This window comes from Paenibacillus humicola, from assembly GCF_028826105.1.
In the GTDB taxonomy this organism is placed as follows: domain Bacteria; phylum Bacillota; class Bacilli; order Paenibacillales; family Paenibacillaceae; genus Paenibacillus_Z; species Paenibacillus_Z humicola.
On the sequence record NZ_JAQGPL010000001.1, the window covers coordinates 1,805,484 to 1,818,337 of the forward strand.

Genomic DNA, 12,854 nt, shown 5'->3' on the forward strand with positions numbered 1-12,854 from the left:
CCTTTTTCCGCGAATTCAGGCATAGATGAGACGGACAATGGAGGATTTCGTTTGAATCAAATGGAGCAGCAGCCGGCGGAAGGCAGACCGGCAGGCAATCATCGAAAATCGGCCGGGCCGGGACGCGGACGCATCACGATGTGGGTCGTACTCACGCTGCTCGGCCTTATCGCGGCCGTCCTGGGCGGAACCGCATTATACGTTTGGAACGGTCTGCGTCCGGCTTCTGCGGGAGCGCCGGTCAAAGTCGAGCTGAAGAAGGGAATGTCGCCGTTTCAGTTTGCGGAGGCGCTCGAAAACGAAGGCGTGATCCGAAATGCTTTTCTGTTCAAATATTATCTGCGCTATAAGCATGAAGGGCCGCATTTTCAGGCCGGCGTCTACGAGCTGACGCCCGGCATGACGAGGGATGCGATCATTGCGAAGGTGAACGCCGGCCAGATCGTAAAGCCGGAAACGGTTCGTTTTACGATTCCGGAGGGCTATACGGTCGAGCAAATTGCCGATTTGCTAAGCCAGAAGGGGATCGCGGATAAAGCCGCTTTTCTGAAGGCGGCGGATGCCGACCGGGATTGGGGCGAAGCCGCGGCGGTGCGCAATATTCCGAAATCGGCAAAGCTGGAGCATCGTCTGGAAGGCTATCTGTTCCCGGAAACGTACGAAATGCCGAAGAATTCGAAGCCGGAGGACCTGATCGAACGCATGCTGACCGAGCTTGACCGCAAGCTCGACAGTCTGCCGGACAATTGGGAAACCGCACTTGCCAATCGGAAAATCGATTTTCATCAGATGATGACGATTGCGTCTCTGATCGAGCGCGAAGTGGTCGTGGACAAAGAACGCCCGATCGTCGCGGGAATCATTTACAACCGGTTAGCCAAAGGCATGCCGCTGCAAATCGACGCGACGGTTCAGTACGCGCTGGGCAAGCCGAAGGAGCGCCTGTTCGAAAAAGACTTGAAGGTGGACAGCCCGTACAATACGTATTTGGTTAAAGGATTGCCGCCCGGTCCGATCGCATCGCCCAGCTTGAAATCGATCGAAGCCGCGCTTTACCCGGCCAAAACCGATTATTATTATTATGTCACGAAGAAAGACGGCAGCCGCGAGCATTTATTTGCCCGTACGCTGGCGGAGCACAACCACAACATCGAGAAAAGCAACGAAATCGCGAAGCAGGGAGGCGCAACATAATGGTGCGAAAACCGGAGCTGCTGACCGGCGCCGCCTCGCTGGAAGAGCTGGAGCGTTATATGAATGCCGGAGCGGATGCCTTCATCGTCGGGGAGTCCCCTTACGGCGTCCGATTGCCGGGGGAGTTCGGCCTGCAGCAGATCGCCGATGCCGTACGGCTGGCAAAACCGCGAGGGGTACGCATTTACGCCGCGATGACGAACGTGCTGGACAATGCGGCTGTCGCTTCGCTCGCGGATTACGTGCACGGAGTTGCCGATGCTGGCGTTGACGCCATTACGTTCGGCGATCCCGCCGTTCTGATGGCCGTCCGGCAAGCGGCGCCGTCCATGAAGCTGCATTGGAACGCGGAGATGACGTCGACGAACTACGAAACGGCCAATTATTGGGGCCGGCGCGGGGCTACCCGCTTTGTCGCGGCACGCGAGCTGAACTTGGAGCAGATTATCGAAGCGAAACGGCATACGCAGCTCGAGGTTCAGGTTCAGGTGCACGGCCCGACGAACATTTACCATTCCAAGCGGCCGCTCGTTCAAAACTATTTCAAGCACCGGGAGGACCGCGGCGATCTGCCGCCGAATGCGCCTGCGGGAACGATCGAAGAAGGCCTGGTTTTGGTGGAGACGGAGCGGCCGGATGAACGGTTTCCGATCTACGAGGACGCCGGCGGCACCCATATCATGAGCTCGGACGATATTTGCATGATCGAGAACCTGCACGAGCTGATGGAAGCGGAGATCGACAGCTTCCGCATCGAAGGGCTGTTGAAGACGCCCGAGTATAACGAGACGGTCATTCGGAATTACCGGGCCGCTATCGACGCGTATTGTGCCAATCCGGCGAGCTACGAATTCCAGGAGCGCTGGCTGGATGAAATTCGCGCCGTACAGGATCCGCACCGCGAGCTGTCTTACGGCTTTTTCTATAAGGAGCAGGTCTATTAAACAAAGCAAAGCAACAGGAGGTGAAACAAGTCATGACAACACAAACAAAGCCGCGTTTGACAGGGAAAAGGCACCGCCTCGCCAAGCCGGAGCTGCTCGCTCCGGCGGGTAATTTGGAGAAGCTGAAATTCGCCGTTCATTACGGCGCGGATGCGGTCTATATCGGAGGGCAAAAATACGGCCTGCGCTCCGGCGCGGACAATTTCAGCTTCGAGGAAATGAAGGAGGGCGTCGACTTTGCCGCTCGCTACGGCGCGAAGGTGTTCGTGGCCACGAACATTTATGCCCACAACGAGGATATCGCCGGTCTCGAGGACTACCTGATCGGCTTGCAGGAGGCGGGCATTGCCGCTATTATCGCCGCCGATCCGTTTATTATCGAGATGGCGCAGCGGGTCGCTCCTAAGCTGGAGGTGCATCTCAGTACGCAGCAGTCGACGTTAAACTGGCAAGCGGTCAAGTTCTGGAAGGAAGAAGGATTGCCGCGCGTCGTGCTGGCGAGGGAAGCGAGCGTGCAGGAGATTGCGGAAATCAAGGCGCACGTCGATATTGAAATCGAGGCGTTTATTCATGGCGCCATGTGCTCGTCCTATTCCGGACGATGCGTGCTCTCCAACCATTTTACCGATCGCGATTCGAACCGCGGGGGCTGCTGCCAGTCGTGCCGCTGGAAATACGATCTGTACGAGGACGATCTTGCCCTGACCGGACCGGAGGACGATAAGTTTACGATGAGCTCGAAGGATCTGTCGATGCTGGAGCGGCTGCCGGACCTCATTGACGCCGGCGTTGACAGCTTCAAAATCGAGGGCCGGATGAAAAGCCTTCACTACGTCGCAACGGTCGTAAACGCGTACCGCCAAGCCATTGACGCTTATATGGAAGATCCGGAGCATTATACGTTAAAGCCGGAATGGCTCGAGGAAATCCACAAGGCGGCGAACCGCCCGCTCAATACCGGATTTTTCTACGATACGCCGGGGGCCGAAGATCATATTTACGAGCCGGAGGAAAAGCCGGCGCCGTACGATTTTGCCGGCGTGGTGCTGTCGTACGACGAATCGACCGGCATTGCGGTCATCGAGCAGCGAAACCATTTCAAACCGGGAATGGATATTGAGTTTTTCGGTCCGCACGGCACGTTTTTCACTCAAAAGGTCGGCCGGATTACGGATGAAGCCGGTACGGAGCTTGATGCTGCGCGCCATCCGCTGCAGCGGATTGTCCTGCATACGGATCGCCCGGTGAAACCGATGGATATCATGCGTAAACGGATGCGCTGACCGGATATGGCCAGAGTAGCCCGCCGCTTTCATAAGCGGCGGGTTTTTTTGCGTCCGGACGAGCAAAATTTCTTACTTTAGAACTAATAAAAAGGACCGGCGGCGCCGATAAAGGAGACATCAATCCTTAACATGGGAAGGAAGGAATTTCCTGAATTATGCTCATTTAGAAGTTCAAATGAAGAGAAAGGTTTCTTAGCCGCATGCCCGCTGCAATCAGGAACCGAGCGACAAATACAAACGACTCAGGTGGTGTCTGCGATGAAATGGTTAACCAAAACGAGAACAGGGACAGGGTCTGAAGACAGAAAAGCAAGCGGGAATTCGATGTATGCCGCAGCGCTGAACGGCGTCAGGGGGATCAAAATTTCAAACCCCGTCAAATCGGTCGGGGTCAAGCTGTTTCTTATCATTTTTTCCGCAATCCTCGTATGCGTTCTAATTGTAGGCCTATTTTCCTATTCCACCTCGAAATCGATAATTAAGGAGAAAGTCACCGAGTCCGGCACGGTTGCCCTATCCCAGTCGCAGGGCAAGCTGGATCTGATGTTCAAAAACTACGAGGATTTGACCTTGCAGATCATGCTGGATAAAAATATTCAGGACAACATCAGCATGATGCAAGCGTCCGGCGACAGCTACCAGCAGTTCGTTGCATCGAAGAAGCTGTCCGATGCGCTGCAGGTGTATGTGCTTGGGAATACCTCGCTTGCCAACGCTTCTATTATTCCGATCAAGGGCACGATCGGCATTTCCGTCGGGGGATCGGCCGTTTCGATTGAAGACGCGCAGAAATCGGACTGGATGAAGCAGATTGTCGATGCCGGAGGCAAGGTTGTATGGCTTCCTACCAAATCGCACGGGTTGAGTAGTGCAAGTCCCGGTCCGACCTTCGCATTAGGGCGCGTACTGAAAAATGCCAACACGAACAAAGGCGATTATATTTTACTCGTTGAAGTCTATTTGCAGCAAATCAGCGATCAGCTGGCGGATGTATCGCTTGGGAGCGGCAGCGAAATCATGATCGTCGACGACGCCAACAACCTGGTTTATTCCAAGGATGTCGCGCAGCTGGAAAAACCGTTATCGATTAAGCTGCCGACGTCCGACAGCTCGGTTACGCACGGGTCGCTTCAAGCCGTCTCGCCCGGCGGGTCCGACTTGCTCGTGATGTACGACCAGTTCGATCGGATGGATTGGCGGATCGTAGGAACCGTTCCGGTCCAATCGCTCGTTCAGGATGCGGCTAAAATCCGCAATTTGACTTGGATTATCGCTGCCATCGCCGCCTTGCTGGCTATCGGGATCGGACTGCTCGTCATTCGGATGGTTGCAATTCCGCTCGTTCGGCTGTGCAATTTGATGAATGAAGCCGCTCAGGGGAATTTATCGGTTCGGTCCAAGGTAAAAAGCAGGGATGAAATCGGCCAGCTTTCCGAAAGCTTCAACCAGATGATGGCGCAAATTACGGCGCTTGTGACGCAGACAAGCCGAACGGCACAGGAAGTGCTGCATACGGCGACCGAGCTGACGGACGCTTCGAAGAAAACGGCCGGATCGGCCCGCGAAATTGCGGTCGCGACCGAAGAAATCGCGAATGGAGCGACCAGTCTGGCCGTCGAAGCCGAGAAGGGCAGCGACTTGACGACGGAAATCGGGGAACAGATGCAGCAGGTCATGAGTGCGAACCGGCAGATGGGCGCTGCGGCGTCCGAGGTCGAATCGGCGAGCCAGCAGGGGACGGCTTACATGAATACGCTGATCGAGAAAACGGGCCAGACCGAAGAGATGACCCGGTCGATGGTCGAAAAGGTCGATCTGCTCAAGGAAAGCACGCGTTCGATTCGCAAAATTCTTGACGTGCTCAACAATATTTCGAAGCAGACGAACATCTTGTCGCTGAATGCGACCATTGAAGCCGCCCGTGCCGGTGCCGCAGGCAAAGGGTTCATGGTCGTCGCCGACGAAATCCGTAAGCTGGCCGATCAATCGCGCCAATCGATCGATGTCGTCGGCCAGATTACGGAGACGATTCAAAAGGAAATCGACGAAACGGTCAGCGTGCTGTCGACCGCCTATCCGATCTTCCAGCAGCAAATTCAGTCGGTTAAGGAAGCCAACCAAATTTTCCTGAAGGTTCAGGGGCAGATGAGCGAATTCGTGGAACGGCTGGACTCCGTCACGGATTCGATCGGCGTGCTCGACCGTTCGCAGGGCGTGCTTTCCGAAGCGATGAGCAATGTAAGCGCCGTTGCCGAGGAAGCATCGGCAACCTCGGAAGAAGTCGCTTCGCTCAGCAATGAGCAAACGAATATCAGCGAAGGTCTGGTCAAGCTGTCCGATAAGCTGGAGTCCGTTTCGACCGAACTGAAAGAGACGTTGTCGCGGTTTCGAACCGAATAATCGGCTATTGCAGCTGCACAGGCTCTGGTCAAAGGGGTAATCCTGAGGATCCGATAATTGGCTCCCGGGATTGCCCCTTTTTTCGCTAAGTACTGCGCTTGTCCAACACGAAAAGAGGCCGATCAGGGAATCATCATCTCCCGATTCAGCCTCTTCATTTGTATGCAAAGCCTGGCGTTCAGCCGACGCGACGACTGCCGTTCTCGTGAAAATCCGGGCACAAAAAAAGAGAGGATCGTCGATCCTTCTCTTGAGCGCCGCAGGCTTACTCTTCCCGGCTTTGGGTAAAGATCATGATATATTTAAGCAGCTCGAGCATCGAGATCAAAGCGGCGGCGACATAGGTCAGCGCGGCGGCGTTAAGCACCTTCGCCACGCCTCGTTCCTCGTCGTTCGTAATGAAGCCCTCCGAAACCATCAGGGCGCGAGCGCGGCTGCTGGCGTTGAATTCAACCGGCAGCGTAATGAGCTGAAAAGCGACCGCGCAGGAGAAGAACAGAATCCCCAAACCGATCAGCCCCGTCATGTTAAACAGGAAGCCGGCGATCAGCAGGAAAGGCGCCGCGCCCGACGCGATATTCACGACCGGGAAGATGCGGTGGCGAAGCGTTAGCATCGGATAATGCACCTTATGCTGAATCGCGTGCCCTACCTCGTGACAAGCCACGGAAACGGCCGAAATCGAGCTTTCGTAATAGACGGGCTCCGACAGCCTTACGACTCGGTGTATCGGGTCGTAGTGGTCGGTCAGCGCGCCGGGGACGGGCTCGATCGGCACATCGTGCAATCCGTTCGCGTCCAGCATCCGCCTTGCCGCATCGTAACCCGTCATGCCGCTGTAGGTGCTCACCTCGGACCAGCGGTTAAAGGTGCCGCGTACGCGGAACTGGGCCCATACGGACAAGATGAACGCCGGTATAATCAGGATGTCCATCGGATGAAAAAACATTTTGCCGTTCCCTCCACAGGTATAGATTTGTGCTACATAATCCCGCTCTTGTTCAGCAGCAGCATCAGCGCTTCGACGCAGGCGGCCGTTTGCGGCACGATACGCTTAAACAGATGCTTCGCCTGCTGCGGCTTCAGCTGATTCAGAACGGGCTCCAGCTCCTTCACTTCGCGCTGCAGCTGTTCCAGATGCAGCTGGAAGTCCGTGAGCTTGCTGGACACCTGCTCCTGAGAAGAAACCTTCCGCCAAGCGGAGATGACGGCGCGGATTTCGTCCAAGGAATATTTGTCCTGCTTCATTTGTTCAATACGTTTGAGCCGAAGCAAGGTTTCATCGCTGTAGAGGCGATAATTTTTGGCTGAACGGGTCTCCGGTTCGATCAGCCCAAGGGAAGTGTAAAAGTCGATCGTTCGAGGGCTGACACCGGCCTTTTTGGATAATTCGCCGATCCGATACAATGGTTTGTCTGCCAATGTCTTCACCTTCCTTCATTATTCTCACGGCGCGAGCGGTTCATGCTCCTTACATCTATTTATATATATGATACCGAATGTAGAACCATACAGTCAAACGTTATGCTTTTCATTACCAGGGGATCCCTGCAGCACGCATTTCGGCTCGCTCCCGCTGGAGGAAACGCATGGAAGAAAAGTGAACAGGGCAAAACTTTTGGGAAAAGACGAAAATTAATCCGGCCGTTGGCAGCGGTTTCGGGGGAAAAGACGGAAAAAACTTAACGTTCGGCATCTTAATCCGTCACAATGTTAGATAAAATTATTGAAAATAGCAAAACTATATTGTCAAACTAAGTACTTCTGACTATAATGACATTAAGTCTTTCCTCATATGTGATGAAACATAACATTATTAGGGAGTGGTCGTAGTGGTCAAGAAATTAGCAATCTCTTTGGGGGCGTTGGCGTTATTGTTCCCTGCAATGGCGTTTGCGGACGATCCGTCCGCAGCAACGCTGAATATGGGGCTGAACGCGATTTGGGTGCTCGTTGCAGGCGTGCTTGTGCTTCTGATGCAGGGCGGCTTCATTCTGCTCGAATCCGGTTCGACGCGGATGAAAAACGCCGGTCACGTCGCCGGCAAGACTATTTTTACGCTGGGTCTTTGTTCCCTGGTATACTGGGCTGTAGGTTACGGTTTCTCGTTCGGCACGGATAATGCCAATTCGGCGATCAGCAAATTTATCGGCGCCGGCAACTTTTTCTTTAATCCGCCGATGGTCGCCGGTGAAGGCGAAAGCTACCCGACGACAATTTTCTTCATTTTCCAGCTTGCCTTTGCTTCGATTTCGCTCTCCATCGCATGGGGCGGTTTCGCGGAGCGCGCAAAGCTGGCTTCCTACCTGGTGTTCACGATTTTGTTCACGGCTGTCATTTATCCGGTCATCGCGCACTGGATTTGGGGCGGCGGTTTTCTGGCGAAAGCCGGCGCGCAGGATTACGCCGGTTCGACGGTCGTTCACTTGACGGGCGCGCTGGCGGCGTTTGCGGCGACGGTGCTGCTTAAACCGCGTATCGGTAAATTCAACAAAGACGGCTCGGCAAACGAAATTCTCGGCCATAACCAAGTATTCAGCGCACTGTCGGTTCTGCTGCTGTGGGTCGGCTGGTTCGGCTTTAACGCAGGCAGCGCGCTCAGCGTAGGCACCGGTTTCTTCGGCTATGTCGCGTTCAATACACAGCTCGGAGCGGCTGCCGGCGCGGTTGCGGCGATGCTCATTTCCTGGCTCGTTTCCGGCAAGGCCGAAATCGGCACGATGCTGAACGGCGCGCTCGCCGGTCTCGTCGCCATCACGGCATCCTGTGCGTTTGTCGATCCGTGGGCTGCGGTCGTCATCGGTCTTGTGGCAGGCGTGCTCGTTTATTTCAGCGCCAAGTTTTTCGAGAAAATCAAAGTCGACGATCCGATTTACGCGATGTCCGTTCACGGCGCGGCCGGTATTTGGGGAACGCTTGCCAACGGCATTTTCGCAACGCAAAAGCTGGCGGAGCAGGTCGGCGTCGGCCAAGGCGGCCTGATCGATACGGGCAGCTGGCACCAGCTCGGCGTTCAGCTCGAATCGGTCGTCATCTGCGGCGCATACGTGCTTGCGGCATCGTTCATCCTGCTCGGCATTATGAAGGCGGTCATGGGCTTCCGCGTGACGGAAGAACAGGAAATCATCGGTCTCGACTTGTCCGAGCACGGCTCCTACGGTTATCCGGAGCAAATGAAAAAAGCGCAAAACATGTAATACGAATCGACTTATCTCAAGACCGAGAGGAGCAGGCCGCATGAGCGATCCGGTTTGTGCGCAGCTCCTGCCGCTCATCGCTGCAGCCGATGATGCGGCGTCGCTGCGCGGATTGCGGGATCAATTCCACGAGCATTTACGCACACAGCTCCTCCGGCAGCCGGTCGAACAATTATATACGGATCTGAACGAGGTGCACAACGCTTTAATCAGGCGAGCGATTGCCTTATCAGAGTCGATGCTGGCACGGTCGGGACTTGGAACCCCGCCCGTGCCTTACGCATATTTGTTGTTCGGCAGCGGCGGCAGGGAGGAGCAGACGCTATCGAGCGATCAGGACAGCGGACTGGTATATGCCGATCCGGGCGGCGAAGCGAAGGAGCAGGTCGCCGCGTACTTTCAAACGTTGACGGAAACGATCGTCGATATGCTGCAGCAGCTTGGTTACCCGCCATGCGAGGGCAACGTGCTGAGCTCGAATCCGGAGTGGCGGATGTCGCTGCCGGCCTGGAAAGCGAAGCTGAACGGGTGGTTTGCGGAACCGGATTGGGAACGCGTCCGCTACCTGCTGATCGTGGCGGACTGCCGCCTCATTTACGGCGAGGGCCGGCTTTTTCAGGCGCTGAAGGACCACTTTTTCTCCGATATGCTCAAAAACCCGGTCATCGTACGCCATATGGTCAACAATACGATGCGCCACAAAATACTGATCGGCGTATTCGGCCAGCTGCTGAAGGAGCAGTACGGCGAGGACGCCGGCAGCGTGGATATTAAATACGGCGCTTATATTCCGATGGTGAATGCGATCCGGCTGATGGCCGTGCAGGAGGAGCTGCGGGAAACGTCGACGCTGTCGCGCATCCGCGGGCTTCTGCTCAAAGGGAAGCTGTCGGCGTCGGATGCCTCGTCGTATGCCCGCGCGTTCCGTTTGTTTCTGCAGCTTCGGCTCATGGCAACTGAACGGGATGAGGGGAACCTGTACGGGAACAACGGCAAAATTCACGGCAGCAAGCTGACCAAGGACATCGTCGAGGAGCTGAAGGATGGACTTCGAATCGGCAAAAGACTGCAGCGGCGGGTAGAGAAAGAAACGCACGGCAGGCTTTAGGCAAGGCGGAGGGGAAAACCATGAAGGAACATAAAAGCGTCGGACGGATGTGGCATTTGTATAAAATGGGCGGCATTACGCCCGCAATCGCTTCGATGCTCGGCGCTCAAAACGCGCAGCAGATGGCGTTCATCCGTTCGATGTCGAAGGAGCAGCGGAAGGAGTCGATTTTATCGCAGCCGCTGCTCGATCTGGAAGTTGTGGTATTCGATTTGGAGACGACGGGATTTTATCCTTACAACGGCGACGAAATTTTATCGATCGGCGCGGTGACGCTGAAGGGCGACCGGCTGCAGGATAACCGCTCGTTCTACAGCCTCGTCAATCCGAAGCGGAAGGTGCCCAAGCATATTACGGAGCTGACCGGCATTACGAACGATATGGTGGCGGACGCGCCGGACCTTATGCAGGCACTGCACGATTTTATGGAGTTTGTCGGAAAACGGATGCTCATCGCGCATGCGAGCGGTCACGACAAACAGTTCCTGAATGCCGCGCTGTGGCGTACGTCGAAGGTGAATCTGACGCATCGGGTACTTGATACGATGATGGTGGCCAAATGGCTCGAACCGAAACGGGAAGGCTATGGGCTGGATGAATTGCTGCAGGACAGCGGCATCGAGATTACACAGCGCCATCATGCGCTCGAGGATTCTTATATGACCGCGAAGCTGTGGCTGCATTACTTGAAGCGGATTACGGCCCGCAACATATTTACGCTGGACGATTTATACGCTTACCTCAGCAAGCATTAACGGCAAGAGCCTTCCGTCCTGCAAACGATAAGCCTGAATGTGCGGTTCCGCCGGATTCGCCAGCGATATAATCCAATAGCTGTCCGCCTTGAGGTACCGGAGCCCGGCCAAATCGGCCGCCGAAGGAACCGGTTCGGTTCGCGGATGGGAATGATAAATGCCGGCAAGCGATTGTCGGTTTTTTTGTATGCCGTAAACGGTGCGGATCCAGTCGGACGGATCGAAAGCGAATGTTTTGCCGCTGCTTAGCGCGGCGTTACGGATCGGATATACGGCGTTCGCCGGCCCGACGCAGCCTTCCGGCAAACGATTCGCAAGCGGCCCCTCATCCGGTCTGCTGCACGCCAGAGCGCCGCACGCTTCAGCCGGATAACGCCGCCGGCAGTCGGCGAGCATCAGGGCGAGCGCTTCGCGGGTGATGCTCGCCCGGCCGCGGCGATCCGATCCCGCTCCGGCGTCATGCGTTCTATAAGTCGGCATTCCGCGCTTCTCCTTTCTTCGAAAAGCTTCATCCTTGATGGCAGTATACGCGATGAAGCTTCGGAAGAAAAGGGTCAGGACGCGCTGCCGGCTTTCTTCGGCGGGTGTACGAACAGCAGCACGACGAAAAAGGCGGCGAGCGATAGTCCGGACACGACACCGTAAAGGAGAGCATCCGATTTGCCGGATAGCCAGCCGAATATCGGCGGTCCAAAGGCGACGCCGAAAAAACGGAGCGCACTGTACAGCGACATGATCATGCCGCGGTGCGAACGGTCGACGGCCCCGGCGATGAGCGTATTGAGGCAGGGGAGCAGGAGCCCCGTTCCGATGCCGCTGAGCGTCGCGAAGCCGATCAGGAAGTACATGTTCCGGTAAAGCAGCGCCGCGGCGGCGAGGGATACGCACATCATGGCGAGACCGATCACCATCAGGCGGCGCATCAGCGGGCCGTTCTTTTTGATTACCCGCCCGGTCACGTAGGCGGTGACGACCAGACCGAGCAGCGGGATGGCCAGCACGCCGCCTTTGGCGACGCCGTCAATCCGGTATGGGGCTCCTTCCAGCACGTTTGAGAGACGGAACAGGACGCCGAACAGGATAAACAGGCCGAGTGCGCCGCAGATGAAGGTGGAGACGAGCCAGCGGCCTTTTTCTTTGAACAACGTGACGATGTCGGCCACGTACTGCTTCACGGTTGGCGGCTTGTCGTCCGATTTCGGCTCCTTGATCCAAAACATCACCGCGGCGAACGAAGCCGCGCAGAAGATCGGAAAGGCAAAAAACGGCGCATACCAGACGATCAGCGCGAATAGCGAGCCCAATATCGGGCTGATCACCTTGCCGGCCCCGTTCGACGCCTCGATCAGGCCGAGCGCCTCGCTCTCGGTGCCGTCTTTATACTTGTCCCCTACGAGCGCCATGGCAATCGGCGATGTTCCTGCCGCTCCGATGCCTTGAAAGGCGCGCGAAACGATCAGAAGCCAGTAGGAGTTCCATACCGCGCCCAATCCGGCGAAAATACCCGCGATGCCGTATACGGCAAGTGAAGGCAAAATGATCGCCTTGCGCGAAAAACGGTCGGATAAATAGCCGGCCAGCGGAATAACGACTCCCGCTGCGACGGAGAATAACGTAATGACCAGGCTGGCCTGGAAGCCGGAAATCCGAAGCTTGCGCTCCATATCCGGAAGGATGGGCACCAGCATCGAATTGCCCAGCACGAGCACGAGCGGAACGGTCGCGAGCGAGATATACTCGAGCCATTTTCCCCCGCCGTTTTTGCCGGAAGGCTGTTTCCGATTTTCGTCCTTGGTATAATCCGCAACGCGCAGGCCGCCGCGTTTGCCGGCAGAAGAACGTGATGTTGTCGTCGCCATTGGTTGGTCGCTCCCGCAGTCATTTTATTGGTACCCTGTAATGTACCCCTCCGCTTGAGCTTCCATTCCCGAACATGGTAACATGGAGAAGGTAACGATTAACCGACGATA

Annotated in this window: 11 protein-coding genes; 7 read left to right on the plus strand and 4 right to left on the minus strand. The window is 56.0% G+C overall.

All coding sequences use genetic code 11. The features are described from left to right. The first annotated feature begins 60 nt into the window (after window positions 1-60). The 4 genes from mltG (at window position 61) to PD282_RS08465 (ending at window position 5,824) form a co-directional block, all read left to right on the plus strand. Window positions 61-1,194 (plus strand): endolytic transglycosylase MltG, encoded by a 1,134-nt coding sequence (mltG, locus tag PD282_RS08450; RefSeq protein ID WP_274655102.1) that lies wholly within the window; start codon window positions 61-63, stop codon window positions 1,192-1,194. Beyond that, a complete protein-coding gene (locus PD282_RS08455) occupies window positions 1,194-2,138 on the plus strand; it encodes a peptidase U32 family protein (RefSeq protein ID WP_274650073.1) in 945 nt (314 codons plus the stop codon). Before mltG ends, PD282_RS08455 begins: the two co-directional genes overlap by 1 nt. A 32-nt stretch (window positions 2,139-2,170) precedes the next feature. Continuing rightward, complete coding sequence (locus tag PD282_RS08460; protein ID WP_274650075.1) at window positions 2,171-3,421, plus strand: peptidase U32 family protein; 1,251 nt, start codon at window positions 2,171-2,173, stop codon at window positions 3,419-3,421. 261 nt (window positions 3,422-3,682) lie between these two features. After that, entirely contained in the window at window positions 3,683-5,824 is a 2,142-nt protein-coding gene (locus tag PD282_RS08465; RefSeq protein WP_274650077.1) for a methyl-accepting chemotaxis protein, read from the plus strand. 265 nt (window positions 5,825-6,089) lie between these two features. On the opposite strand, the gene PD282_RS08470 is transcribed toward PD282_RS08465, so the two are convergent. Next, complete coding sequence (locus PD282_RS08470; RefSeq protein ID WP_274650078.1) at window positions 6,090-6,773, minus strand: zinc metallopeptidase; 684 nt, start codon at window positions 6,771-6,773, stop codon at window positions 6,090-6,092. A 32-nt stretch (window positions 6,774-6,805) separates the two neighbouring features. Beyond that, window positions 6,806-7,246, minus strand: a complete 441-nt coding sequence (locus PD282_RS08475; protein WP_274650079.1) for a MerR family transcriptional regulator — start codon at window positions 7,244-7,246, stop codon at window positions 6,806-6,808. A gap of 464 nt (window positions 7,247-7,710) precedes the next feature. On the opposite strand from PD282_RS08475, the gene PD282_RS08480 reads away from it, so the two are divergent. Genes PD282_RS08480 through PD282_RS08490 form a run of 3 tightly spaced genes read left to right on the plus strand, consistent with a single transcriptional unit; the run spans window position 7,711 to window position 10,884 of the window. Next, complete coding sequence (locus PD282_RS08480; protein ID WP_274655105.1) at window positions 7,711-9,021, plus strand: ammonium transporter; 1,311 nt, start codon at window positions 7,711-7,713, stop codon at window positions 9,019-9,021. Window positions 9,022-9,061: 40 nt separating this feature from the next. Then, window positions 9,062-10,129 carry a DUF294 nucleotidyltransferase-like domain-containing protein gene (locus PD282_RS08485; RefSeq protein ID WP_274650080.1) on the plus strand — a complete coding sequence of 356 codons (1,068 nt, stop codon included), beginning with the start codon at window positions 9,062-9,064 and terminating at the stop codon, window positions 10,127-10,129. Window positions 10,130-10,149: 20 nt separating this feature from the next. Further along, a complete protein-coding gene (locus PD282_RS08490; protein WP_274650081.1) occupies window positions 10,150-10,884 on the plus strand; it encodes a 3'-5' exonuclease in 735 nt (244 codons plus the stop codon). On the opposite strand, the gene PD282_RS08495 is transcribed toward PD282_RS08490, so the two are convergent. Continuing rightward, window positions 10,858-11,364, minus strand: a complete 507-nt coding sequence (locus PD282_RS08495; RefSeq protein ID WP_274650083.1) for a M67 family metallopeptidase — start codon at window positions 11,362-11,364, stop codon at window positions 10,858-10,860. The genes PD282_RS08490 and PD282_RS08495 overlap by 27 nt on opposite strands. Window positions 11,365-11,438: 74 nt before the next feature. After that, entirely contained in the window at window positions 11,439-12,743 is a 1,305-nt protein-coding gene (locus tag PD282_RS08500; protein ID WP_274650085.1) for an MFS transporter, read from the minus strand. Window positions 12,744-12,854: the final 111 nt, after the last annotated feature.

Bases quoted from the DNA above. Each gene is read 5' to 3' on its own strand.
- mltG (WP_274655102.1), top strand. From the start codon at position 61: ATGGAGCAGCAGCCGGCGGAAGGCAGACCGGCAGGCAATCATCGAAAA.
- PD282_RS08455 (WP_274650073.1), top strand. From the start codon at position 1,194: ATGGTGCGAAAACCGGAGCTGCTGACCGGCGCCGCCTCGCTGGAAGAG.
- PD282_RS08460 (WP_274650075.1), top strand. From the start codon at position 2,171: ATGACAACACAAACAAAGCCGCGTTTGACAGGGAAAAGGCACCGCCTC.
- PD282_RS08465 (WP_274650077.1), top strand. From the start codon at position 3,683: ATGAAATGGTTAACCAAAACGAGAACAGGGACAGGGTCTGAAGACAGA.
- PD282_RS08470 (WP_274650078.1), bottom strand. From the start codon at position 6,773: ATGTTTTTTCATCCGATGGACATCCTGATTATACCGGCGTTCATCTTG.
- PD282_RS08480 (WP_274655105.1), top strand. From the start codon at position 7,711: ATGGCGTTTGCGGACGATCCGTCCGCAGCAACGCTGAATATGGGGCTG.
- PD282_RS08485 (WP_274650080.1), top strand. From the start codon at position 9,062: ATGAGCGATCCGGTTTGTGCGCAGCTCCTGCCGCTCATCGCTGCAGCC.
- PD282_RS08490 (WP_274650081.1), top strand. From the start codon at position 10,150: ATGAAGGAACATAAAAGCGTCGGACGGATGTGGCATTTGTATAAAATG.
- PD282_RS08495 (WP_274650083.1), bottom strand. From the start codon at position 11,364: ATGCCGACTTATAGAACGCATGACGCCGGAGCGGGATCGGATCGCCGC.
- PD282_RS08500 (WP_274650085.1), bottom strand. From the start codon at position 12,743: ATGGCGACGACAACATCACGTTCTTCTGCCGGCAAACGCGGCGGCCTG.